Source organism: Chryseobacterium sp. 2P, from assembly GCF_059579425.1.
The window spans coordinates 185111-210650 of record NZ_CM184194.1 but is presented as its reverse complement, the minus strand read 5'-3'; the positions used below and the strand labels follow the sequence as shown (position 1 = coordinate 210650).

Sequence of the window (25540 nt, the reverse complement as noted above, 5' to 3'; positions counted from 1 at the left end):
TTTCCCATATATACAGACAGGAAGAAGTTGCGCCAATTTCTTCTCTGTTTTGTATAGTCGTTTTTCAAACTTAAAACTTTACATAGATTATGATAAAGAGCATCCTTCTGTTTTCTGTTTTCCTGATTCAGTTTACTTTCCTGAAAGCGGGTATTGTAGTACTGAACGGACTTTCCCATACCTATAAAGTTGAAAACGGAAAAATCTATAAAGGCAAAATAGCTATTGAAAACACAGGCAACCTGCCGCAAAGTGTAAAATTATTTCTTCAGGATTTCAGTTATCAGTCGGATGGGTCTATTCAATATTCTGCTCCTCATACAAATCTAAAAACCAATGCAGACTGGATTAAGATGAACACCAATATGATTGTTCTGAAAGCAAAGGAAACGACAGAGGTTTATTATGAAATTATGGTTCCGGATAGAATTACTGAACCCGGAAGTTATTGGAGCGTTATTATTGTGGAACCTATAGAAGAAATAACCCCAAACGATAATAAACAGGGAGTAAATATAACTTCTGTTATCCGGTATGCCATTCAGGTAATTACTGATCTGAATACGGAAAAGGCAAGACCTGATCTTAAATTCGAAGGGGTAAAAATTGAAAAAGAAAATGGCAGACAGCTTCTGAAAGTTGCCATTGCCAATAAAGGAAATCTTTACTGCAAACCTATCGTGGTAATTGAAATGTATGATAAAAAGAGCGGACAAAAGGCAGGGACTTTCTCCAGTCAGGCAATGGGTCTGCTGCCCCAAACATCAAAATCTTTTTACATTGATCTGGAAAAAACTCCTCCGGCTCAGTATAAAGCCGTTCTTATCGCTACAGATGAAGATGAAAATTCTTTTGCTCTCAATGTAGAACTCGACGTAAAAAATGATTAAAATACGTGCATTATATATTTTTACGCTATTTCCGGCATTCCTTTTTTCTCAGACAAAAAATTTTATTGAAAAAAAGGACAGTCTGCTGCCGGGAAGTATTACTTCTATTCCTTTTACTGTAGAAAATAAATTTTCTGTTCGTACATCATATAATCTTACCGTCGAAACTTCCGATCCGAATATTATTCCTATCCTTACGAAAGGAGAAATTGAAATTTCACCAGCAGAGAAAACCATCTATCTTGTTCCTGTAAAAATAGCATCTGAAACTCCTCACGGAAAATACGGAATCACTTTGTACGGCTCCGAAAAAAGCACCGGCGAAAGATTTTCAAAGCATTTTGAATTTATAATTTCAGAAAGCCGAAAACTTTCACTCACTTCATTAAATGCTCCGGAATTTGTGAAGGCGGGAGAAACTATTATTTCTACTTTTCTTTTAAAAAACAATGGAAACTTTACAGAAAACCTGATTCTTGAGAGCAAAAATGCAATAATTGATCAAAATACATCACTGATTTTATCAGCCAGTGAACAAAAAATAATTACAGTTTTAAAAAAAACAAACCCGGAATTAGGTAAAAACGAAATGCAGAATATTATGCTCTCTGTTTATTCTGCAGATAACCCGAAAGAAAATCAGTCTGCTTATACAAGCGTAAAAATTATTTCCGTAAAACCATCAGAAGAAGATATATTCCACAGACTTCCTGCAGCCTTTTCTCTGGCATTTACCGGAATGCAGAACCGAGGCGAATTTCAAAACGGATTTCAGGGAGAAATTTACGGAAAAGGCAGTCTGGATAAAGAAAACAGAAATATTATTGAATTTCATGCGGTGACAAAAAATCCTGTGGCATTTAATTCTTTCACGAAATATGAGGAATATTTTGTGAATTACAAAAGAGAAAATTTCTTTATTCATCTCGGAGATAAAAATTATTTCTCTTCATTTTTAACGGAATATGCAAGGTACGGTCGTGGCGCAGAAGTTCTTTATGATACAGAAAAATTAAGTTTCGGAGGCTTTTACAATCATCCCAGATTTTTCCGGGATATTCAGGATGAATTTAATATATACTCAAAAATTAAAATTGCTAAAGAGTCGGAAATTACAGCCGGCTATTTATACAAAATTCCCCGTAAAGATAATTCTTTATTAAGCTTCTCCGGCTTCAGATTTCATTCGGACGCGCAGCTGCCTTATTTAGCGGGAAAATTCAAATTAAATAAAAGCATTGAAATCTCCGGTGAAACGTCTTACAGCAAAACCGGAAAAACTGAAGGAAGTGCTTTTATGCTGCAAACAGTCGCCAATTTTAATAAAATCAGCGGAAATCTTATGTATATGCATTCCTCTCCAGAATATGCAGGGTACTTTAACAATACAAATACATTTAACGGAAATATTCAATTTCAGATTTTTAATAAAGTGAATATACTTGCCAATTATGTTCAGGATGCAAAAAACTTTCAGCGCGACACGCTGCTTCTCGCCGCGCCATACCGAAAATATCTACAGTATGGAATTCAGTACAGATACACCAAAAAAGGTTCTATAACGATCTTCAATGGATTTCAGAGATACGAAGACCGTCTGATTCCAAAGGAATTTGATTATAAGGAACAGTTTTTCAGAATCAGCATGGAACAGCAGCTGGGAATTTTTCAACTTAATTTTGAAAGTCAGTTTGGCAAAACCAACAACTATCTTCTGAACTTTTCTGGCAATTCAAGTTTTTACACCGCCAATGTAGGATTTGAAAAATTCAGAACCTCCTTTAATATTTATGGAAGTTATGCTGTTACTTCAAGATATCAGATGCAAAATCAGAAGCAGATGTATTACGGAGTTAGAATTCTGAGCCGTTTCTCACAAAAAACAAACTTCAGTTTATCTTATCAGAACAATTATATGCCAGAAGAATATTTTGCAGACAGAAATCTTTTTGAATTAATATTTCATCAGCAGATCTTTCCGGGACATGAATTTGATCTTTCCGGAAGATATACTTTACAGCGTGGAGAACTGGGCAATAAAGATTTTATCTTCTCTCTTCGTTATACCGCAAGACTGGATATTCCGACTCAAAAAACAGCAGATTACGCTGCGCTTTACGGAACAATTAACAATTTGGGAGTAAAAAAAGTAGACGGAATTAGAATTTTACTAGGGCATTATTTATCAGTAACTGATAAAAGCGGAAATTTTGTATTTAAAAATGTAATTCCGGGAAACTATGTTTTAGAGATCGACCGTTCTACAGGCGATATCAATGACATTCCGGATATTGATCTTCCCGCCTCAGTAACAATATCCAACAGAGAAAATATCTTTAATTTTGGCTTAACAAGTGCTTCACAGATTCAGGGAAAAATCGAATATTCTGAAAGTCCGAAACCAGACTTTGTTCATCTGTCTAATAAGAAAAGAGAAAGCATTATGCTTGAAATATCAAACGGAAATCAGATTTACCGCAAAATAATTGATGTCGGAGAAAATTTTGATTTCACCTATTTGCGGCCGGGAGAATGGAAAGTAAAAGTTTACAGAAACGGACTGGACAAAAAGTATAAAATTCCGGTAGATCATTTTGATTTTGTCCTGAAACCTTCAGAAATAAAAACATTAATCATCAATGTTATAAAACAGCAATCGGAAATAAAATTTCAGCAGGAGCCAATTAAAGTAACTTATAACGAATTCAGAAAAAAGAAATGAAGCATTCAGTATCTATATTTTTAATTTTTCTTACATTATCCTGCAAGATATTTTCTCAAACATCAGGAAACCGAAGTGTTGCCATTAGTCTGCCTGTAGTAACACTTATGGATATTGAACCTTCCGGAGCAATTAGTTTAAACTACACCGCACCTTCCGAAGCCGGAAATGCTGTAACAGCACCTGCAAGTAATTCTTCAAAATGGATCAATTATACATCTGCAATTGCTCCTTCTGGATTAGCACGCAGAATTACGGCATCTGTTAACCAAACTATTCCCGGTATCGACATTAAAATTATGGCAGCCGTTGCAACAGGATCAGGCGGAGGAACGCTGGGAGTACCTTCTCCTCAGATTACACTTACAACATCAGCTCAAACCATAATAAGCGGAATCGGCGGTGCATTTACAGGAAACGGAGCAAATAACGGGCATCAGCTGATCATAACCCTTGGAATTAACAACTATTCTAACTTAGATGCCAGATCAAACACACCGGTCATCATTACTTATACGATAACAGAATAAAGAAAAAATGATGTATTTACAGAAATTTATTATTAAAAATATTTTCATTGTGATTATGATTGTATTTTCTCAGTTACAATCACAACGTACATTAACTGTAGGCGGAACAAATTGGACGGTTACAATTCCATCTATAACTGAAGCAGGAGATAATTACGCCGGAACTTACGAAAGTTCTACAAGCCAAATTATTCTGGCTGCAAGCGTTCCCTTATTGTTAACCAATGGTAAAGTAAGCATGCACTATATTGCCAATCCTATATGGAATTCTAATCTTATTTTAAGCGCAAAACGAACCGGAGACGGAACTACAACCTGCGTTGCATGCTCAATTTCCGGCGGTACAACCTATACCATCATTCCACCAACGGCGGATATAGAACTATTTAGAATTACAGCTGTACTGTCGTTAGCCTCCTATTCCAATATTCCAGTACAATTACAGCTTTCCGGAGTATCTGTTACACTTCCTGCTACAAGCTATAACAGCCAGATTATCTTTACAATAAGCGACTTATAATTTCAATAAAATAATTTTATTTTCATGAGCTTTATCCCGTTATCCACTGTATCTTTCGAGTTGCGGACTCCGCTTAGCTCCGCCCGCAACCCAAAAGGATTGTGTTTCTATCGTGGCTGAGTAATGAGTAATGAGTAATGAGTAATGAGTAATGAAAGATAATTGATAATTGATGAATGATGATTGACTATATCCTGGGGCTTCTTTACTTTTTACGTTTACTTTTTACTTGTTACTTTTCACTTGGCTCTTTTGGTTCTTCCCTTGGGGTATTATCTGGGGTATGGGCATAAAAAAAGTCTCATAGAATAAATTCTATGAGACTTTTAAATAAAAACTGGCGGCGACCTACTCTCCCGCTTTCGCAGTACCATCGGCGCTGGTGGGCTTAACTTCTGTGTTCGGAATGGGAACAGGTGAGCCCCACCGCTAAAACCACCCTAAAGGTTGTATATAGCTGTTGGCTATTGGCTTATTGCCATTGGCCATTCGCTTTTTATCGGTAAATTTCATCACAAAGGCAAAACCAGTGTTGCACTTATAAATACTTAAGCTAAGTTATGATAAGCATGATTGCTCATTACCTATTACTCATTACTTATGAATAGGCTATAAATCTACGGGTAATTAGTACTACTCGGCTATGCTGTTACCAACTTTACACCTGTAGCCTATCAACGTGGTCATCTCCCACGACCCTTAAAAGATGTCTCATCTTGAGGCGAGTTTCGCACTTATATGCTTTCAGTGCTTATCTCTTCCAAACATAGCTACTCAGCGGTGCACCTGGCGGTACAACTGATACACCAGAGGTTTGTTCAATTCGGTCCTCTCGTACTAGAATCAAGCCCTCTCAAACATCTAACGCCCGCAATAGATAGAGACCGAACTGTCTCACGACGTTCTGAACCCAGCTCGCGTGCCACTTTAATGGGCGAACAGCCCAACCCTTGGGACCTTCTCCAGCCCCAGGATGTGACGAGCCGACATCGAGGTGCCGAACCTCCCCGTCGATGTGAGCTCTTGGGGGAGACTAGCCTGTTATCCCCGGAGTACCTTTTATCCTATGAGCGATGGCCCTTCCATACGGAACCACCGGATCACTATGTCCTGCTTTCGCACCTGATCGACTTGTTGGTCTCACAGTCAAGCACCCTTATGCCATTACACTCTACGCACGGTTACCAAGCGTGCTGAGGGTACCTTTGAAAGCCTCCGTTACTCTTTTGGAGGCGACCACCCCAGTCAAACTACCCACCACGCAATGTCCTTCCCTAAAGAAGTTAGGCTCCAAGTAAGTAAAGGGTGGTATTTCAACGTCGGCTCCACAAACACTAGCGTGCCTGCTTCAAAGCCTCCCACCTATCCTACACATTACTTACTCAAAGTCAATACGAAGTTATAGTAAAGGTTCACAGGGTCTTTTCGTCCCATTGCGGGTAATCGGCATCTTCACCGATACTACAATTTCACCGAGCTCGTGGCTGAGACAGTGCCCAGATCGTTACACCATTCGTGCAGGTCGGAACTTACCCGACAAGGAATTTCGCTACCTTAGGACCGTTATAGTTACGGCCGCCGTTTACTGGGGCTTCAGTCAAACGCTTCGCTTACGCTAACGCCCTTCCTTAACCTTCCAGCACCGGGCAGGTGTCAGACCCTATACAGCATCTTTCGATTTAGCAGAGTCCTGTGTTTTTGATAAACAGTCGCCTGGGCCTCTTCACTGCGGCCAGCATTGCTGCTGGCGTCTCTTCTTCCGAAGTTACGAGACTATTTTGCCTAGTTCCTTAGCCACGACTCACTCGAGCACCTTAGGATTCTCTCCTCGACTACCTGTGTCGGTTTTGGTACGGGTTGCTTCACTTCGGCTTTTCTTGGATCCGATTACACTATAACAGCTTCGCCCGAAGGCTAGGCCTTGACACTTCCGTCCGTCTTCTATAGCTACATCGAACCGTCCCCTTTTTAGTGTGAGCAAGTATGGGAATATTAACCCATTGTCCATCCACTACCCCTTTCGGGTTCGCGTTAGGTCCCGACTAACCCTCAGCTGATTAGCATGGCTGAGGAAACCTTAGTCTTTCGGTGAGGGGGTTTCTCGCCCCCTTTATCGTTACTTATGCCTACATTTTCTTTTCTATAAGCTCCACAATACCTCACGATACTGCTTCGGCGCCGATAGAATGCTCTCCTACCAGATATAATTAATTATAAATCCATAGCTTCGGTATTCTGTTTATGCCCGATTATTATCCATGCCGGACCGCTCGACTAGTGAGCTGTTACGCACTCTTTAAATGAATGGCTGCTTCCAAGCCAACATCCTAGCTGTCAATGCAGTCCAACCGCGTTGCTTCAACTTAACAGAAATTTGGGGACCTTAGCTGTTGGTCTGGGTTCTTTCCCTCTCGGACATGGACCTTAGCACCCATGCCCTCACTGCCGTAGAACATTTATTAGCATTCGGAGTTTGTCAGGAATTGGTAGGCGGTGAAACCCCCGCATCCAATCAGTAGCTCTACCTCTAATAAACTTATATACGACGCTGCACCTAAATGCATTTCGGAGAGTACGAGCTATCTCCCAGTTTGATTGGCCTTTCACCCCTACCCACAGGTCATCCGAAGACTTTTCAACGTCAACCGGTTCGGTCCTCCACTTTGTGTTACCAAAGCTTCAACCTGCCCATGGGTAGATCACAAGGTTTCGCGTCTAATCCTACTAACTATGCGCCCTATTCAGACTCGCTTTCGCTCCGGCTCCGTAACTTAATTACTTAACCTCGCTAGTAAAATTAACTCGTAGGCTCATTATGCAAAAGGCACGCCGTCACAGAATTAATCTGCTCCGACCGCTTGTAGGCGTACGGTTTCAGGTTCTATTTCACCCTTCTATTCGAAGTGCTTTTCACCTTTCCTTCACAGTACTTGTTCACTATCGGTCTTTCAGGAGTATTTAGCCTTGGAGGATGGTCCCCCCATATTCAGACAGGATTTCACGTGTCCCGCCCTACTCATTTATCATCTATGTATGCCTTTCATATACGGGGCTATCACCCTCTATGGCTGTTCTTTCCAGAACATTCTATTAAACATATAAAGACTTTTGGGCTAATCCGCTTTCGCTCGCCACTACTTACGGAATCTCTTCGATTTCTTTTCCTCCGGGTACTTAGATGTTTCAGTTCTCCGGGTTTGCTCCTCTTACGAGGTAATACATCTTCAATGTATTGGGTTGCCCCATTCGGACATCTGCGGATCAATTCGTGTGTGCCAATCCCCGCAGCTTTTCGCAGCTTACCACGTCCTTCGTCGCCTCTGAAAGCCTAGGCATCCGCCATACGCCCTTAACGATTTCTTTCCTATTTTTAGGTTACTCAAGCACTTATAAGTGCTCGGTTTTCTCTTTGTGATGTCTTTACCGTTAATGTCAATGATCTTAATTCTACTTCTGATCTAATTCGCAAATATTGTTTTTGGCTCTATCTGCTTTTTTAAAATTAAACCATCTATGATGGTGGAGAATAAGGGAGTCGAACCCTTGACCTCCTGCGTGCAAGGCAGGCGCTCTAGCCAGCTGAGCTAATTCCCCCTCTAGGTGCTGTTGGCTTCTTGCTAATTGCTGTTGACTTTTTTGCCATCAGCCATAAGCGATTTGCCAGCCGCCTTAATTAGTAGTCTCGGGCAGGCTCGAACTGCCGACCTCTACATTATCAGTGTAGCGCTCTAACCAGCTGAGCTACGAGACTTTGTATGAGTAATGGGTGATGAGTTATAAGTAATATACTTTTTCCCATTCTTCATTTCTCAATCTCTTTCCCTTTTACTAATTTCTAGTGGGTGTGTATTATGATATATCAACCAAATAAAAAACTAAAGCTTTACTTTAAGTAAGTACTTTGTACTTGCGTACTAATTTTGTTTTTCGTCTTTAAGACGCTCTAAAATGAGATGTTCCAGCCGCACCTTCCGGTACGGCTACCTTGTTACGACTTAGCCCTAGTTACCTGTTTTACCCTAGGCAGCTCCTGTTACGGTCACCGACTTCAGGTACCCCAGACTTCCATGGCTTGACGGGCGGTGTGTACAAGGCCCGGGAACGTATTCACCGCGCCATGGCTGATGCGCGATTACTAGCGATTCCAGCTTCATAGAGTCGAGTTGCAGACTCCAATCCGAACTGAGACCGGCTTTCGAGATTTGCATCACATCGCTGTGTAGCTGCCCTCTGTACCGGCCATTGTATTACGTGTGTGGCCCAAGACGTAAGGGCCGTGATGATTTGACGTCATCCCCACCTTCCTCTCTACTTGCGTAGGCAGTCTCACTAGAGTCCCCAACTGAATGATGGCAACTAGTGACAGGGGTTGCGCTCGTTGCAGGACTTAACCTAACACCTCACGGCACGAGCTGACGACAACCATGCAGCACCTTGAAAATTGCCCGAAGGAGGATCTATTTCTAAATCTGTCAATTCCCATTTAAGTCTTGGTAAGGTTCCTCGCGTATCATCGAATTAAACCACATAATCCACCGCTTGTGCGGGCCCCCGTCAATTCCTTTGAGTTTCAAACTTGCGTTCGTACTCCCCAGGTGGCTAACTTATCACTTTCGCTTAGTCTCTGAATCCGAAAACCCAAAAACGAGTTAGCATCGTTTACAGCGTGGACTACCAGGGTATCTAATCCTGTTCGCTCCCCACGCTTTCGTCCATCAGCGTCAGTTAAGACATAGTAACCTGCCTTCGCAATTGGTGTTCTAAGTAATATCTATGCATTTCACCGCTACACTACTTATTCCAGCTACTTCTACCTTACTCAAGACCTGCAGTATCAATGGCAGTTTCATAGTTAAGCTATGAGATTTCACCACTGACTTACAGATCCGCCTACGGACCCTTTAAACCCAATAAATCCGGATAACGCTTGCACCCTCCGTATTACCGCGGCTGCTGGCACGGAGTTAGCCGGTGCTTATTCGTACAGTACCTTCAGCTTTCCACACGTGGAAAGGTTTATCCCTGTACAAAAGAAGTTTACAACCCATAGGGCCGTCGTCCTTCACGCGGGATGGCTGGATCAGGCTCTCACCCATTGTCCAATATTCCTCACTGCTGCCTCCCGTAGGAGTCTGGTCCGTGTCTCAGTACCAGTGTGGGGGATCACCCTCTCAGGCCCCCTAAAGATCATTGACTTGGTGAGCCGTTACCTCACCAACTATCTAATCTTGCGCGTGCCCATCTCTATCCACCGGAGTTTTCAATAACAAGTGATGCCACTCATTATATTATGGGGTATTAATCTCCCTTTCGAAAGGCTATCCCCCAGATAAAGGCAGGTTGCACACGTGTTCCGCACCCGTGCGCCGCTCTCAAGATTCCGAAGAATCTCTACCGCTCGGCTTGCATGTGTTAGGCCTCCCGCTAGCGTTCATCCTGAGCCAGGATCAAACTCTCCATTGTATGTTTGTCTGACTCACTCAAAGTTTTGACGCTTTAGTTTTTCCTTACTTGGTTGTTATATTGTATGTCAATGATCTTCATTTCTTCCGCTTCCTACAAAACTTAGTATCTGTCGTTTTCGTTTCGTATTTGCGAGTGCAAAAGTAATAACTTATTTTGATTTGACCAAATGTTTTTCAAGAAAATTTTAAAGTTTTTTCTGTAACCTTAACCCCTCTCTAAACACTCAATCTATACTCTCCTGCGCTCCCCCGTTTAGGGACTGCAAAGATACAAATCTTTTTCATTCCCGCAAATCTTATTTTATATTTTTTAAAAAAAAGTTTAAAATAAAAGCCGCTTCAATCTGTAGCTTTAAAAAGACTTTTACCGTCTTCCCTCAGGATTCATTAAGTAATATTGCTTAGCTAAAAGCTCTTCTGCGCTTACTGATTCTCTATCGTTTTTCAGTGGGGCAAAGATAGGGGCTTTATTCCTTACAATCCAACTTTTGTTAACATAAATTTCATCTTTAATTCATATTTAATCCTAAAGCACTGAGTGACTGGGAGAATAATTTCTGTAATTTTAAACCATTGTTTGGTTTGCCGATGGAAAAAGCGGAAGAAGAGAAGTAAAAAAAGTCTTTTTCAACAAAGCAATTGGATTATTGAAGAGGAAAAATTCAATTCCTGAAAAGATCATGTCGTTCTGCTCAGCAACAACAGCGTCTTTTTTATTTAAAAAAAGTTTATTAAATAAAGAATAATTGAGCTAATTCAGTTTTTAAAGTTATGTATGTAGTTTTATTTTAAGAAGCATTCCTATATAAAATCATTCATATCATCATTTTACATAGTATCAAACAGATATAAGAAACGCAGTTACATAAACTTTTTAAGTAACTCATTTGATAAGAAGAAGAATTTTAATAAGGAAACATAGGAATATTGGGAAAAAGGAAGGTTTAGCGTATTTCTTATTGAAACCGGATACAGCAACTTGCTCCGTCTTGCCGTAGAATAAAATTTTTGAGTTATTATGAAGTTAAGAATAATAATGTCATTTATTTTTGAAGTTTTTCTTAACAAAATAATTCCGAATGGTACAAAATACAATGTCTAAGTTCAGACCATCATATTGATTAGTTCGATAATATTATTATCCGGCAAAATCATACTTAAAAGAAAAATGTAAATCCAAAAAATTGGCAGTCTAAAATTATTAAAGAGTTATACAAATTGCTTTAAATAATGTTACCTGATCCAGAATATTTTTAAATAAATACTTTTATTCAAATTTTAGAATATATGTCTGTCTGTACTTTTATTGAAAGTTGGTACTATGAATGAAAAGATCACAATAGTTTTAAAATCTTTGATTTTTATTCTTTGGACGGCTAAGATCATTCTGGAAATTTGCTGTATTATTATCTTTTATATCTTTTGTGTTAATTCTGAATTAGTTTAAACATTATAACAAATATGGTAAAACGTATAAATGTTAAGAATAAAAATAATTAATCAAAAACTGAAAATATAAAAAAGCCATGATGAATACCTATAGGTGAAGTTCTTTCTATTCATGAACTTTTCCCGCTATCCACTGTATCTTTTGGGTTGCGGACTCCGCTTAGCTCCGCCCGCAACCCAAAAGGATTGTGTTTCTATCGTGGCTGAGTAATGAGTAATGAGTAATGAGTAATGAGTAATGAAAGATAATTGATAATTGATGAATGATGATTGACTATATCCTGGGGCTTCTTTACTTTTTACGTTTACTTTTTACTTGTTACTTTTCACTTGGCTCTTTTGGTTCTTCCCTTGGGGTATTATCTGGGGTATGGGCATAAAAAAAGTCTCATAGAATAAATTCTATGAGACTTTTAAATAAAAACTGGCGGCGACCTACTCTCCCGCTTTCGCAGTACCATCGGCGCTGGTGGGCTTAACTTCTGTGTTCGGAATGGGAACAGGTGAGCCCCACCGCTAAAACCACCCTAAAGGTTGTATATAGCTGTTGGCTATTGGCTTATTGCCATTGGCCATTCGCTTTTTATCGGTAAATTTCATCACAAAGGCAAAACCAGTGTTGCACTTATAAATACTTAAGCTAAGTTATGATAAGCATGATTGCTCATTACCTATTACTCATTACTTATGAATAGGCTATAAATCTACGGGTAATTAGTACTACTCGGCTATGCTGTTACCAACTTTACACCTGTAGCCTATCAACGTGGTCATCTCCCACGACCCTTAAAAGATGTCTCATCTTGAGGCGAGTTTCGCACTTATATGCTTTCAGTGCTTATCTCTTCCAAACATAGCTACTCAGCGGTGCACCTGGCGGTACAACTGATACACCAGAGGTTTGTTCAATTCGGTCCTCTCGTACTAGAATCAAGCCCTCTCAAACATCTAACGCCCGCAATAGATAGAGACCGAACTGTCTCACGACGTTCTGAACCCAGCTCGCGTGCCACTTTAATGGGCGAACAGCCCAACCCTTGGGACCTTCTCCAGCCCCAGGATGTGACGAGCCGACATCGAGGTGCCGAACCTCCCCGTCGATGTGAGCTCTTGGGGGAGACTAGCCTGTTATCCCCGGAGTACCTTTTATCCTATGAGCGATGGCCCTTCCATACGGAACCACCGGATCACTATGTCCTGCTTTCGCACCTGATCGACTTGTTGGTCTCACAGTCAAGCACCCTTATGCCATTACACTCTACGCACGGTTACCAAGCGTGCTGAGGGTACCTTTGAAAGCCTCCGTTACTCTTTTGGAGGCGACCACCCCAGTCAAACTACCCACCACGCAATGTCCTTCCCTAAAGAAGTTAGGCTCCAAGTAAGTAAAGGGTGGTATTTCAACGTCGGCTCCACAAACACTAGCGTGCCTGCTTCAAAGCCTCCCACCTATCCTACACATTACTTACTCAAAGTCAATACGAAGTTATAGTAAAGGTTCACAGGGTCTTTTCGTCCCATTGCGGGTAATCGGCATCTTCACCGATACTACAATTTCACCGAGCTCGTGGCTGAGACAGTGCCCAGATCGTTACACCATTCGTGCAGGTCGGAACTTACCCGACAAGGAATTTCGCTACCTTAGGACCGTTATAGTTACGGCCGCCGTTTACTGGGGCTTCAGTCAAACGCTTCGCTTACGCTAACGCCCTTCCTTAACCTTCCAGCACCGGGCAGGTGTCAGACCCTATACAGCATCTTTCGATTTAGCAGAGTCCTGTGTTTTTGATAAACAGTCGCCTGGGCCTCTTCACTGCGGCCAGCATTGCTGCTGGCGTCTCTTCTTCCGAAGTTACGAGACTATTTTGCCTAGTTCCTTAGCCACGACTCACTCGAGCACCTTAGGATTCTCTCCTCGACTACCTGTGTCGGTTTTGGTACGGGTTGCTTCACTTCGGCTTTTCTTGGATCCGATTACACTATAACAGCTTCGCCCGAAGGCTAGGCCTTGACACTTCCGTCCGTCTTCTATAGCTACATCGAACCGTCCCCTTTTTAGTGTGAGCAAGTATGGGAATATTAACCCATTGTCCATCCACTACCCCTTTCGGGTTCGCGTTAGGTCCCGACTAACCCTCAGCTGATTAGCATGGCTGAGGAAACCTTAGTCTTTCGGTGAGGGGGTTTCTCGCCCCCTTTATCGTTACTTATGCCTACATTTTCTTTTCTATAAGCTCCACAATACCTCACGATACTGCTTCGGCGCCGATAGAATGCTCTCCTACCAGATATAATTAATTATAAATCCATAGCTTCGGTATTCTGTTTATGCCCGATTATTATCCATGCCGGACCGCTCGACTAGTGAGCTGTTACGCACTCTTTAAATGAATGGCTGCTTCCAAGCCAACATCCTAGCTGTCAATGCAGTCCAACCGCGTTGCTTCAACTTAACAGAAATTTGGGGACCTTAGCTGTTGGTCTGGGTTCTTTCCCTCTCGGACATGGACCTTAGCACCCATGCCCTCACTGCCGTAGAACATTTATTAGCATTCGGAGTTTGTCAGGAATTGGTAGGCGGTGAAACCCCCGCATCCAATCAGTAGCTCTACCTCTAATAAACTTATATACGACGCTGCACCTAAATGCATTTCGGAGAGTACGAGCTATCTCCCAGTTTGATTGGCCTTTCACCCCTACCCACAGGTCATCCGAAGACTTTTCAACGTCAACCGGTTCGGTCCTCCACTTTGTGTTACCAAAGCTTCAACCTGCCCATGGGTAGATCACAAGGTTTCGCGTCTAATCCTACTAACTATGCGCCCTATTCAGACTCGCTTTCGCTCCGGCTCCGTAACTTAATTACTTAACCTCGCTAGTAAAATTAACTCGTAGGCTCATTATGCAAAAGGCACGCCGTCACAGAATTAATCTGCTCCGACCGCTTGTAGGCGTACGGTTTCAGGTTCTATTTCACCCTTCTATTCGAAGTGCTTTTCACCTTTCCTTCACAGTACTTGTTCACTATCGGTCTTTCAGGAGTATTTAGCCTTGGAGGATGGTCCCCCCATATTCAGACAGGATTTCACGTGTCCCGCCCTACTCATTTATCATCTATGTATGCCTTTCATATACGGGGCTATCACCCTCTATGGCTGTTCTTTCCAGAACATTCTATTAAACATATAAAGACTTTTGGGCTAATCCGCTTTCGCTCGCCACTACTTACGGAATCTCTTCGATTTCTTTTCCTCCGGGTACTTAGATGTTTCAGTTCTCCGGGTTTGCTCCTCTTACGAGGTAATACATCTTCAATGTATTGGGTTGCCCCATTCGGACATCTGCGGATCAATTCGTGTGTGCCAATCCCCGCAGCTTTTCGCAGCTTACCACGTCCTTCGTCGCCTCTGAAAGCCTAGGCATCCGCCATACGCCCTTAACGATTTCTTTCCTATTTTTAGGTTACTCAAGCACTTATAAGTGCTCGGTTTTCTCTTTGTGATGTCTTTACCGTTAATGTCAATGATCTTAATTCTACTTCTGATCTAATTCGCAAATATTGTTTTTGGCTCTATCTGCTTTTTTAAAATTAAACCATCTATGATGGTGGAGAATAAGGGAGTCGAACCCTTGACCTCCTGCGTGCAAGGCAGGCGCTCTAGCCAGCTGAGCTAATTCCCCCTCTAGGTGCTGTTGGCTTCTTGCTAATTGCTGTTGACTTTTTTGCCATCAGCCATAAGCGATTTGCCAGCCGCCTTAATTAGTAGTCTCGGGCAGGCTCGAACTGCCGACCTCTACATTATCAGTGTAGCGCTCTAACCAGCTGAGCTACGAGACTTTGTATGAGTAATGGGTGATGAGTTATAAGTAATATACTTTTTCCCATTCTTCATTTCTCAATCTCTTTCCCTTTTACTAATTTCTAGTGGGTGTGTATTATGATATATCAACCAAATAAAAAACTAAAGCTTTACTTTAAGTAAGTACTTTGTACTTGCGTACTAATTTTGTTTTTCGTCTTTAAGACGCTCTAAAATGAGATGTTCCAGCCGCACCTTCCGGTACGGCTACCTTGTTACGACTTAGCCCTAGTTACCTGTTTTACCCTAGGCAGCTCCTGTTACGGTCACCGACTTCAGGTACCCCAGACTTCCATGGCTTGACGGGCGGTGTGTACAAGGCCCGGGAACGTATTCACCGCGCCATGGCTGATGCGCGATTACTAGCGATTCCAGCTTCATAGAGTCGAGTTGCAGACTCCAATCCGAACTGAGACCGGCTTTCGAGATTTGCATCACATCGCTGTGTAGCTGCCCTCTGTACCGGCCATTGTATTACGTGTGTGGCCCAAGACGTAAGGGCCGTGATGATTTGACGTCATCCCCACCTTCCTCTCTACTTGCGTAGGCAGTCTCACTAGAGTCCCCAACTGAATGATGGCAACTAGTGACAGGGGTTGCGCTCGTTGCAGGACTTAACCTAACACCTCACGGCACGAGCTGACGACAACCATGCAGCACCTTGAAAATTGCCCGAAGGAGGATCTATTTCTAAATCTGTCAATTCCCATTTAAGTCTTGGTAAGGTTCCTCGCGTATCATCGAATTAAACCACATAATCCACCGCTTGTGCGGGCCCCCGTCAATTCCTTTGAGTTTCAAACTTGCGTTCGTACTCCCCAGGTGGCTAACTTATCACTTTCGCTTAGTCTCTGAATCCGAAAACCCAAAAACGAGTTAGCATCGTTTACAGCGTGGACTACCAGGGTATCTAATCCTGTTCGCTCCCCACGCTTTCGTCCATCAGCGTCAGTTAAGACATAGTAACCTGCCTTCGCAATTGGTGTTCTAAGTAATATCTATGCATTTCACCGCTACACTACTTATTCCAGCTACTTCTACCTTACTCAAGACCTGCAGTATCAATGGCAGTTTCATAGTTAAGCTATGAGATTTCACCACTGACTTACAGATCCGCCTACGGACCCTTTAAACCCAATAAATCCGGATAACGCTTGCACCCTCCGTATTACCGCGGCTGCTGGCACGGAGTTAGCCGGTGCTTATTCGTACAGTACCTTCAGCTTTCCACACGTGGAAAGGTTTATCCCTGTACAAAAGAAGTTTACAACCCATAGGGCCGTCGTCCTTCACGCGGGATGGCTGGATCAGGCTCTCACCCATTGTCCAATATTCCTCACTGCTGCCTCCCGTAGGAGTCTGGTCCGTGTCTCAGTACCAGTGTGGGGGATCACCCTCTCAGGCCCCCTAAAGATCATTGACTTGGTGAGCCGTTACCTCACCAACTATCTAATCTTGCGCGTGCCCATCTCTATCCACCGGAGTTTTCAATAACAAGTGATGCCACTCATTATATTATGGGGTATTAATCTCCCTTTCGAAAGGCTATCCCCCAGATAAAGGCAGGTTGCACACGTGTTCCGCACCCGTGCGCCGCTCTCAAGATTCCGAAGAATCTCTACCGCTCGGCTTGCATGTGTTAGGCCTCCCGCTAGCGTTCATCCTGAGCCAGGATCAAACTCTCCATTGTATGTTTGTCTGACTCACTCAAAGTTTTGACGCTTTAGTTTTTCCTTACTTGGTTGTTATATTGTATGTCAATGATCTTCATTTCTTCCGCTTCCTACAAAACTTAGTATCTGTCGTTTTCGTTTCGTATTTGCGAGTGCAAAAGTAATAACTTATTTTGATTTGACCAAATGTTTTTCAAGAAAATTTTAAAGTTTTTTCTGTAACCTTAACCCCTCTCTAAACACTCAATCTATACTCTCCTGCGCTCCCCCGTTTAGGGACTGCAAAGATACAAATCTTTTTCATTCCCGCAAATCTTATTTTATATTTTTTAAAAAAAAGTTTAAAATAAAAGCCGCTTCAATCTGTAGCTTTAAAAAGACTTTTACCGTCTTCCCTCAGGATTCATTAAGTAATATTGCTTAGCTAAAAGCTCTTCTGCGCTTACTGATTCTCTATCGTTTTTCAGTGGGGCAAAGATAGGGGCTTTAACCCTCCGCTTCCAAATATACTTAACATAATATTTAAGCCATACACACGATTGTGGGTAACTTCAGGCGATAAAACACTGGTTTATTTATCTTTATAAGGATATCCATAGTTTTCCACATTAAACGATTTGATATTTTTGATTTTGAAAAACCGTTGGACGAACAATGAAATCATGGAAAAAAGAAGGAAATATTGCGTTCTGCGGGAAGATTTTGTTGGATTGAGGGGAAAATGGATGGATTTGAGGATGCAAGTATGGAAAGGAGGAAATTTGCGGGTGAAAAAAGGAGTTAAAGAGGAAAGGTTTATTGAAAAAATCAAAAAAGCAGAGTTTAATTACTCTGCTTTTCTTTATTATATATAGTGCTTAAAAATTCTCCGTAGGATTTTTCGAGACCGATGATGTCCCCGCTTTTCAGATTAAGCCCTCCTACTCCACTTTCGTCCGATTTTATTTTTGCGGACGAAATTTGGAAATACTGATTGGAACTATTTTCTTTAGGCTGGATTTTAATGGTGGAGCCTAATAATTTTTTTGTCGAGATTGTGTAGACTTCCCCCGGGATCGTTTTCAATTTTAAAAATGATCTGGGAGGAATAATATAATCTGCTTTATTGATGGCTATTTTCTGATCTTTTTCAGAAGAAGCAAAGATATACATATATCCCGTCTGATCTTTAAATTGTTCTTTCGGAAGAAAATAAAGATTTAATCTGTAATTGGAAGGATTAAAATTCTGAGGAGTGCCATCGATATTTTCAAAAGGTTTCCATGAAAATGCATTGGCTCCGATTTCTTTTGCCTTTTTATAGACTAATGAAAAGACTTCATCATCGTACTTCCAGAACCCCTGAACTTCAATTTCGCCCAAATATTCAGCATCTTTTGTTTCTTCATTAATTGTATATAGAAATCTGTCGGTATTATCTTTGGTTTTTACAACTTTTGTAAGATATACATTTTGTGCGCTGTAAAGTTGGATAAAAAAGGCGAAAATGATTATGATGAAATTTTTCATTCTTTATTATAGGTTATTTTGTAAGAACAGTAATGCATTCTTCAAGACTGTTTTCCCAATATTTAGGTTCTATTTTATACGTTTCTTCAATTTTATCCAGACACATTGTACTTCTTTTGGGTCTTTTTGCCGGTGTAGGATATTGCTCGGTGGTTAGTTCATTTAATTTAACTGAAGATTTAGAAAATTCAGCTATTTTTTTTGCAAACTCAAACCATGTGGTTTCCGGATAGTTTGAAAAGTGGAAAACACCGTATATTTTTTCTTTTGCTTCGATAATGTTCATGATGGCTTCTGCCAGATCATTTGCATTGGTAGGCTGCCCGAACTGATCTGCTACAATTCCCAACTCGTCTTTCTGAGAAAAAAGATTGAGCATTGTTTTCACAAAGTTTTTATTGAACTCGGAATACAGCCATGAAGTTCTTAGGATGATTGTTTTCGGATTAATTTCCAATGCAAGCTCTTCCCCTTTCAACTTGGATTCTCCGTAAACTCCGATCGGACTTGTGAAATCGTCTTCGGAATAACTTAAATTGGTTTCTCCATCAAAGACATAATCTGTAGAAACGTGGATAAAAGTTGTTTTAGCATCTTTACACGCCTGTGCAAGGGAAGCCACTCCATCTGCATTTACAGCAAAAGCCTTTTCTTTTTCAGTTTCTGCAAGATCTACCGCTGTATAAGCTGAAGCATTGATACAGTAATCTGGTTTATTTTCTGTAAAAACAGTATTGATCTGATCTTCGTTGGTGATGTCTAAAGTCTGCGAATCTGTAAAAATGAATTCATAATCCAGTTCAAAATCCGGAGCTATTTTTCTGATGCAGTTTCCTAGCTGCCCGTTTCCTCCTACTACTAAAATTTTTTTCATCATGAGTTTCTCGCGTTTTGTGATCTTAAATATTTAACTCTCGACTGGAAGTCTTTCTGTTCCAAATCTACATAAAACTTATTGAATGTTTCTTTAATTTCTTCGGGATGTACTTCCGATTTTCTGGTTTTAACATTGAAGTAGATTACCGTAACCCATAATACTGCATGAATTGTTTTCTCATCTAAACTTTTCATCAGGATCTCTACTTTTGCTGTTCTGTCTGCCACTTCAATGGTCTTGCTGCTGATAATAACGGAGGTATTATATCGTACTTCCTTTAAATAGGCTATTTCATTCTGAATTGCAATCCACGTGCATCCCGTCATTTTGGTGTATTCTTCATAGGTGAAACCATAAAATGTTTCCACATGATCTTCTCTGGCATTGAACATATAGTCCAGATATTTCACGTTGTTTAAATGACCAATGGGATCGCAGTCGCTGAATCTGACCTTTACCGTGGTTGATACTTCTTTTTCCATTCCGCAAAAATAAAAAAACCACCTCGAAGTGAGATGGTTCATTTTTATAAATATTTATTAATTTCTAAAAAATTACTGAATATTCAATTCTTTTTTCACTGCAGCTGTAGCATCCGGTCCTCCTTTGAATACGAATGCAGAAGAATTTGCATCCATAATATAATCATAACCGTTAGCTTTTGCTACTTTAGAAACTGCTTCATTCAGTTTTTTCTCGATTGGTTCGTAAGCAAGATCCTGTTTAGCAACAAAATCTTTCTGAGCTTTATCGTTCATCTGCTGGATTTCTTCCTGCATTTTTGCCAATTCTGCTTCTCTGGCTTTGTTTTCTTCAGCTGTTTTCTTTGGAGCTTCTTCAGAGTACTGCTTTAGTTTAGCCTGTCCTGCATCTGCTTTTTTCTTAATTTCAGCCTGTTTTGTATCTAAGAAAGTTTTAAGATCAGCATCTGCTTTTTTCTTTTCAGGCATTGCGTTAAGAATTCCTATAACATCTAAAGTTGCAATTTTTTGAGCTTTTGCCATACCTACCGATACAACCATCATTACCGCTGCAAATAATACACTTAATTTTTTCATAACTGGTAAATAAATAATTTAATTTTGTTTTTAGATTTGTAAATGTAATAAAAGTTAAACTTTTATTTTTTTGTTTTGCCTTTTTCTTTTGGTTCAGCATCTTTCAATAAGATTGCTAAAACTTTATCAGAATAATCGGATCTTTTCTGAAGAAAAATAACATTATTGCTTGTTTTATCTAAAACTATCGCCAAACCGTTCTTTTCAGACATTGTTTTGATAGCTTCCCAAATCTGATCCTGAAAAGGCTGAACCAGATTCGTTCTCAGTTTCTTAATTTCTCCGGTAGCACCAAAACGTAAACTGGTTGTTGTTTTGATATTTTTTTCCAGGTCCATTACTTCTTTTTCTCTCAGTTTAAGCTGATCTCCGATCAAAAGAACTTTTTCACTTTCAAAAGCAGATCTTTTTCTTTCGTATTCAGACTGAAGGTTCTGAAGTTCGGACTGCCAAGTATCAATTTGTGCATTCAGTCTTGCTTCAGCTTCTTTATATTGAGGCATTTTATTCAGAATGTATTCCGTATCCACAACACCCACTTTCTGTGCGTTGCTTAGACCGAAAAGCAAGAATAAAACAAATGATAAAACAATTCTAAAATTTTTCATAAGGTGGATTATAATGATTGGTTCATCAAGAAGTGCGTCTTCCATCCGGAAGGCTCAGTTCCCGAAACTGTTTTGTCGAATCCGTAAGCGAAATCAAATCCAATTAAACCAAATGCTCCCATATAAACTCTCACACCAACACCCACTGATCTTTTCAACTGGAAAGGATTATAATTTCCCCAAGAATTCCAAACGTTACCTCCTTCCGCGAACGTTAATGCATAAATTTTTGCTGTCTGGTTCAATGAAATCGGGTATCTTAATTCTAACGTAAATCTGTTATAAATAGTACCTCCCCCCGTCGGAGTAATGTCCTGAGAAGTTCCTCCGTAAGTAGAAGCATTTTCATAACCTCTTAACGGAATTAATTCTCTACCGTCATATCTACCTCCGAATAAACCGGTTCCCCCTACATAGAATCTTTCAAACGGCGGAGCTCCCAATTTAGAGTTATATCCATCCATGAAGCCCATTTCAGCAGAAGATCTCAAAACCAGTTTTCCAATAATTTCATTGTAAACATCTGCTTTGAACTTCACTTTATAGAATTCCATCCACTTGTATTTTTCCGTAGGACTTAAAGTAGAATAATCTTTATTGTTGAATGCAGAGTACGGCAATGTGAATTTCACCGAAAGGTCTATGTTGGAACCTACTGTCGGGAAAATCGGGTCGATACCTGCCGAGTTTCTGCTTAATCCTAAGTTGATGCTTAAGTTGTTGGCAGAACCATAATATTCTGTGGCATCTCCAAACTGGAACGGATAGTTCTTAAAGTCGTACTTCTGGTACTGAAGACCTGTATACAATGAGAAATAATCATCCGGCCATTTCAGCAACCTGTTTAAACCAACGGAAGCGGAGAAGATGTTAAGTTTCTGTGCGTTTCCGTAAACATCAGAATATTTTACTCGTGAGTTATTTAAGCTTACAGAAAGCGCAGTCGGTCTTGTTCCGAACAACCAAGGTTCTGTAAATGAAACTCCGTAATTCTGGAAATATTGTCCAGCCTGTGCCTGAAGAGATAACGTCTGTCCATCACCTTGAGGAACCGGCTTAAAGTCTTTGAATTTAAGGAAATTCTTTAACGAGAAGTTATTGAACGTTAAACCTAAAGTTCCGATAAAGCTGTTACCTCCGTAACCTGCCTGTAACTGAACCTGTGAAGAACCTTTCTCTACTAACTTCCAGTTGATATCTACCGTATTGTCCTGCTGATTTGGCTGGATATCCTGTCCAACCTGTTGAGGATCAAAGAATGACATCCCTGCCAAATCGAAATAAGTCCTTTTAATATCAGATTTTTTAAAGAGCTCACCAGGCTTTGTCCTAAGAGCACGTAGAATAACATGATCATGAGTAGTTGTATTACCTTGCCAAGTCACTTTATTCCATGTTGCTCTTTCTCCTTCATTAATACGAATTTCAAGGTTGATTTTATCTCCATCTACCGATTTTTCTACTGGTGTTACATTAGAAAAAAGATATCCACTATTCATATAAAGAGATTTGAGATCAGAATCGTCTTCTTTACCTCCGTCTTCACCTACTTTTTTATTGAAACCTACCGCATCGTAAATTTCTCCTTTTTTATATCCTAAAAGTCTTTGTAAATAGTCTGTAGAATAAACGGTATTTCCGGTAAATGTAATATCCCCGATGTAATACTGTTTACCTTCTTTAAGTTTTACATTAATCTCATAATTGTTTCTCTTGTTTCTCCAAACTGAGTCTGAAACAATGGCAGCATCTCTGTATCCTAAAGAGTTATAATAATTGATCAGGTTTTGTTTGTCTTCCTGATATTTGTCTTCAATGAATTTTGAAGATTTCAGGATTCCTCCAATTCCGAATCTTTTTTGTTTTGTTTCTTTAAAGGCTTTTTTTCTAAGTTTTCTGTCGGATACATACTGATTTCCCTCGAATTCGATATGATCGATTTTGATTCTTTTGCCTTTATCTACATTAATCGTCCAGTCTACTAAATTAGGATCTCCTGCATTTACTTTTTCCTGGATCGAAATTTTAGCATCGGCATATCCTTTTTTAATGAAATCTTTCGGAACGTTTGTTTTAAGGCTTGACACCAAGTTCTGTGTAATTTTTGTTCCCGGCTTCAGATTATTATCTTTAGCCATTTTTTCATTTTTGGATTTTCCGATTCCTTTACCTGTAAATTTTACTTCTCCAAGATCTTTAAGATCCTGCAGATAAAACTTCAGAATAACGGTTTCGCCTTCAATGCTTTGTACATAAACCTCTACTTCAGAAAAAGATTGGGTGTCCCAAAGTTTTTTTACCGCATTGCTGATTTTTTGCCCCGGAATATCTACCGATTCTCCTTTCACCAAACCTGTAAATCTCAGGATCTGAGCCGGCGTATATTTTTTAACCCCATCTACAACGATGTCTTTTAAGGTGTACGTCCCTGCTTGGTTTTCTGCGTGTACAGAATTGCTCACCTGTGTGCTGTCCTGTGGAGTTACCTGTCCATAAAAATGTGCAGAAGCAACAAACATAATGATGGGTAATAGTCTAAACTTCATTTTATCGTAGTCTTTCTTTTCTTAAATTTTACTGAATTTTTATCTGTTCTCCGGTCATTCCGAATCTTCTTTCTTTGTTTTGATAATCCACAATACACTGAAAGAAAATATCTTTTGTAAAGTCCGGCCACAGAACGTTTAAAAACTGCAGCTCTGCATAAGCAATCTGCCAAAGGAGAAAATTACTGATTCTGATTTCTCCGCTGGTTCTTATTAAAAGATCCACCGGCGGAAAATCTTTTGTGTAAAGGTGACTTTCGAATAATTTTTCATCAATATCTTCAATGTCTACCTTTCCTTCCTTTACGTCTTCGCTAATGCTTTTAACGGCGTTTAGTATTTCATGCTGCGAACCATAACTGATTGCTAATACCAAATTGCCTTTTGTGTTTTCTTTTGTAAGTTCCACCACGCGTAAAAGCTGATCTTTTACCAGTGAGGGAAGTTTTTCGAGATTTCCAATAACGTGCATTCTTAATCCTTTGCTGAAAATTTCTTCCGCTTCAAGCAATAAGGTTTCTACAAGTAAATTCATTAAAGTATTTACTTCCTCTGCCGGACGGTTCCAGTTTTCCGAAGAAAAGGTATAAAGAGTTAAATACGGAATGTGTATTTCATTACACGCATTTATGGCATTCCTAACAGCATTAATGGCATTTCTGTGGCCGAAAGTTCTTTCTTCGCCACGAGATTTTGCCCATCTTCCGTTACCATCCATGATGATAGCCACATGCTGTGGTAAATTCTCAGGATCTATTTTATCTTTTATCAACGACATATTAATCACAATAACATGGAGGTCTTCCGAACGAATAGGTAAGTCCTAAACTAATGGTATTCATCCAGTCTTTAGACTTAAAATCTCCTACGTTTCTTTCTCCTATAATCGCAGCTTCTCTTTCTTTAGATACTACATAATAAGCATCTGTCTGTAGAAGAGATCCGCCTGTAACGGGGCTGAGAATATCTCCGTTATATGTAGCAACCACATCTTTGCTTTGGATTTTGCTGTAATCCAGCTGATCTGTAAGCGTATATCTGAATGTAGCTTCTGCAAAAAGCGCCCAGTTATAATTAAATTTATATTTTAAACCTACTCCAAAAGGAATATGCATTGTAGTTTTGGTTCCTGTAGAATACACCGGAGTTGTTGTAAAATCCAGTTCATTAATAGGAGCCTGAGCCACCCCATCTGCATCTCTTCTGAAATCATTAATCATCGTAGCTTTGGGAGCGTCGAACATTAATGCTCCTACCCCTCCGAAAATATATGGGCTCACCATACTTTTCTGCTCGTTGTTTACCGGAAAGAAATTGTATTCGAAGACCAAACTTGCCTCATATACATTGTTTTTCCCGAATGAGTTTCTGTTTTTTCTATATTCTTCTTTCGCCACCTTGTCATTAAACTGGATCTGATTATATCCAAGATCCAATCTTACAGTCTGGTGAGGATTAAAATTAAATCTATATAAAATTCCACCATAAAAAGGAACACCCCAATCTGAAACTTTACTTAAATCCAATGGCTTTTGTAAAATATAATTCGTTCTCCCTATATCCCCAACTAGGTTACTCATACCTAGACGAACTCCAAGTTCGTTTCTTTGTGCTTTAACACTTACCACAGTTCCTAGAGCGGCAAGGAAGCTAAACAATAATTTTCTATTCATAAAAGAATATGGATTTATGGTTATTTTAAAATTTAATTTTTGCAAATATAAAACTTTTTTATATTAATGATAATCTTAATGTTTAGTTAAAAATAAACAAAAAAACATAATTTGTTATAAAGTAAACGATAAAGTAGCAAAATTATTCTTTTTTTAATAG

The 25540-nt window shown here is 40.0% G+C and carries 13 protein-coding genes, 4 tRNA genes and 6 rRNA genes; 5 read left to right on the top strand and 18 right to left on the bottom strand.

The genetic code is table 11. The annotated features are described in order from the left end of the window. Window positions 1-89 precede the first annotated feature (89 nt). Genes AC52CF_RS00980 through AC52CF_RS00965 form a run of 4 tightly spaced genes read left to right on the top strand, consistent with a single transcriptional unit; the run spans window position 90 to window position 4662 of the window. On the top strand, window positions 90-890 hold the full coding sequence (locus AC52CF_RS00980; RefSeq protein ID WP_375181271.1) for a WxL protein host-binding domain-containing protein: 801 nt from the start codon (window positions 90-92) through the stop codon (window positions 888-890). Further along, window positions 883-3612 carry a COG1470 family protein gene (locus AC52CF_RS00975; protein ID WP_214587477.1) on the top strand — a complete coding sequence of 910 codons (2730 nt, stop codon included), beginning with the start codon at window positions 883-885 and terminating at the stop codon, window positions 3610-3612. Before AC52CF_RS00980 ends, AC52CF_RS00975 begins: the two co-directional genes overlap by 8 nt. After that, complete coding sequence (locus tag AC52CF_RS00970) at window positions 3609-4142, top strand: hypothetical protein (RefSeq protein ID WP_214587478.1); 534 nt, start codon at window positions 3609-3611, stop codon at window positions 4140-4142. Before AC52CF_RS00975 ends, AC52CF_RS00970 begins: the two co-directional genes overlap by 4 nt. 7 nt (window positions 4143-4149) lie before the next feature. Continuing rightward, window positions 4150-4662: a hypothetical protein gene (locus AC52CF_RS00965; protein WP_214587479.1), complete on the top strand. Its 513-nt coding sequence runs from the start codon at window positions 4150-4152 to the stop codon at window positions 4660-4662. Between the two features lie 335 nt (window positions 4663-4997). Here the strand turns inward: AC52CF_RS00965 and rrf (AC52CF_RS00960) are convergent. From rrf (AC52CF_RS00960) to AC52CF_RS00915, 10 genes are all read right to left on the bottom strand, one after another. Next, window positions 4998-5105, bottom strand: a 5S ribosomal RNA gene (gene rrf / locus AC52CF_RS00960). Window positions 5106-5269: 164 nt separating this feature from the next. After that, a 23S ribosomal RNA gene (locus AC52CF_RS00955) occupies window positions 5270-8025 on the bottom strand. 154 nt (window positions 8026-8179) lie between these two features. Next, a tRNA-Ala gene (locus AC52CF_RS00950) sits at window positions 8180-8256 on the bottom strand. 83 nt (window positions 8257-8339) lie between these two features. Then, a tRNA-Ile gene (locus AC52CF_RS00945) sits at window positions 8340-8413 on the bottom strand. Window positions 8414-8608: 195 nt separating this feature from the next. After that, window positions 8609-10125, bottom strand: a 16S ribosomal RNA gene (locus AC52CF_RS00940). A gap of 1873 nt (window positions 10126-11998) precedes the next feature. After that, window positions 11999-12106 (bottom strand): 5S ribosomal RNA (gene rrf, locus AC52CF_RS00935). Between the two features lie 164 nt (window positions 12107-12270). Beyond that, a 23S ribosomal RNA gene (locus AC52CF_RS00930) occupies window positions 12271-15026 on the bottom strand. Window positions 15027-15180: 154 nt separating this feature from the next. Beyond that, window positions 15181-15257: transfer RNA gene (locus tag AC52CF_RS00925), tRNA-Ala, on the bottom strand. An 83-nt stretch (window positions 15258-15340) separates the two neighbouring features. Beyond that, window positions 15341-15414 (bottom strand) — tRNA-Ile (locus tag AC52CF_RS00920). Window positions 15415-15609: 195 nt separating this feature from the next. Next, window positions 15610-17126, bottom strand: a 16S ribosomal RNA gene (locus AC52CF_RS00915). The 16S, 23S and 5S rRNA genes sit together here with 4 tRNA genes alongside, the layout of an rRNA operon. A 645-nt stretch (window positions 17127-17771) precedes the next feature. Here AC52CF_RS00915 and AC52CF_RS00910 point away from each other — a divergent pair. Next, window positions 17772-17963 (top strand): hypothetical protein, encoded by a 192-nt coding sequence (locus tag AC52CF_RS00910; RefSeq protein ID WP_214587480.1) that lies wholly within the window; start codon window positions 17772-17774, stop codon window positions 17961-17963. Here the strand turns inward: AC52CF_RS00910 and AC52CF_RS00905 are convergent. From AC52CF_RS00905 to porG, 8 genes are all read right to left on the bottom strand, one after another. Beyond that, a complete protein-coding gene (locus tag AC52CF_RS00905; protein ID WP_214587481.1) occupies window positions 17932-18618 on the bottom strand; it encodes a hypothetical protein in 687 nt (228 codons plus the stop codon). The two genes, AC52CF_RS00910 and AC52CF_RS00905, sit on opposite strands and share 32 nt — an antisense overlap. A gap of 13 nt (window positions 18619-18631) precedes the next feature. Continuing rightward, window positions 18632-19492, bottom strand: coding sequence for a dTDP-4-dehydrorhamnose reductase (gene rfbD, locus AC52CF_RS00900; RefSeq protein WP_214591150.1), 861 nt, complete (start codon window positions 19490-19492; stop codon window positions 18632-18634). Next, window positions 19492-19977: an acyl-CoA thioesterase gene (locus AC52CF_RS00895; RefSeq protein WP_214587482.1), complete on the bottom strand. Its 486-nt coding sequence runs from the start codon at window positions 19975-19977 to the stop codon at window positions 19492-19494. Before AC52CF_RS00895 ends, rfbD begins: the two co-directional genes overlap by 1 nt. 72 nt (window positions 19978-20049) lie before the next feature. Then, complete coding sequence (locus AC52CF_RS00890) at window positions 20050-20553, bottom strand: OmpH/Skp family outer membrane protein (RefSeq protein WP_087708419.1); 504 nt, start codon at window positions 20551-20553, stop codon at window positions 20050-20052. A gap of 62 nt (window positions 20554-20615) precedes the next feature. Then, window positions 20616-21161: an OmpH/Skp family outer membrane protein gene (locus tag AC52CF_RS00885; protein ID WP_087708479.1), complete on the bottom strand. Its 546-nt coding sequence runs from the start codon at window positions 21159-21161 to the stop codon at window positions 20616-20618. Between the two features lie 8 nt (window positions 21162-21169). After that, entirely contained in the window at window positions 21170-23707 is a 2538-nt protein-coding gene (gene bamA / locus AC52CF_RS00880) for an outer membrane protein assembly factor BamA (protein WP_214587483.1), read from the bottom strand. Between the two features lie 28 nt (window positions 23708-23735). Beyond that, window positions 23736-24485 (bottom strand): undecaprenyl pyrophosphate synthase, encoded by a 750-nt coding sequence (gene uppS / locus AC52CF_RS00875; protein WP_214587484.1) that lies wholly within the window; start codon window positions 24483-24485, stop codon window positions 23736-23738. A gap of 1 nt (window position 24486) precedes the next feature. Continuing rightward, window positions 24487-25380, bottom strand: coding sequence for a type IX secretion system protein PorG (gene porG, locus AC52CF_RS00870; protein ID WP_214587485.1), 894 nt, complete (start codon window positions 25378-25380; stop codon window positions 24487-24489). Window positions 25381-25540: the final 160 nt, after the last annotated feature.

Excerpts from the sequence above, each read along its gene's own strand:
- AC52CF_RS00980 (WP_375181271.1), top strand. The coding sequence starts at position 90 with ATGATAAAGAGCATCCTTCTGTTTTCTGTTTTCCTGATTCAGTTTACT.
- AC52CF_RS00975 (WP_214587477.1), top strand. The coding sequence starts at position 883 with ATGATTAAAATACGTGCATTATATATTTTTACGCTATTTCCGGCATTC.
- AC52CF_RS00970 (WP_214587478.1), top strand. The coding sequence starts at position 3,609 with ATGAAGCATTCAGTATCTATATTTTTAATTTTTCTTACATTATCCTGC.
- AC52CF_RS00965 (WP_214587479.1), top strand. The coding sequence starts at position 4,150 with ATGATGTATTTACAGAAATTTATTATTAAAAATATTTTCATTGTGATT.
- AC52CF_RS00910 (WP_214587480.1), top strand. The coding sequence starts at position 17,772 with ATGGAAAAAAGAAGGAAATATTGCGTTCTGCGGGAAGATTTTGTTGGA.
- AC52CF_RS00905 (WP_214587481.1), bottom strand. The coding sequence starts at position 18,618 with ATGAAAAATTTCATCATAATCATTTTCGCCTTTTTTATCCAACTTTAC.
- rfbD (WP_214591150.1), bottom strand. The coding sequence starts at position 19,492 with ATGAAAAAAATTTTAGTAGTAGGAGGAAACGGGCAGCTAGGAAACTGC.
- AC52CF_RS00895 (WP_214587482.1), bottom strand. The coding sequence starts at position 19,977 with ATGGAAAAAGAAGTATCAACCACGGTAAAGGTCAGATTCAGCGACTGC.
- AC52CF_RS00890 (WP_087708419.1), bottom strand. The coding sequence starts at position 20,553 with ATGAAAAAATTAAGTGTATTATTTGCAGCGGTAATGATGGTTGTATCG.
- AC52CF_RS00885 (WP_087708479.1), bottom strand. The coding sequence starts at position 21,161 with ATGAAAAATTTTAGAATTGTTTTATCATTTGTTTTATTCTTGCTTTTC.
- bamA (WP_214587483.1), bottom strand. The coding sequence starts at position 23,707 with ATGAAGTTTAGACTATTACCCATCATTATGTTTGTTGCTTCTGCACAT.
- uppS (WP_214587484.1), bottom strand. The coding sequence starts at position 24,485 with ATGTCGTTGATAAAAGATAAAATAGATCCTGAGAATTTACCACAGCAT.
- porG (WP_214587485.1), bottom strand. The coding sequence starts at position 25,380 with ATGAATAGAAAATTATTGTTTAGCTTCCTTGCCGCTCTAGGAACTGTG.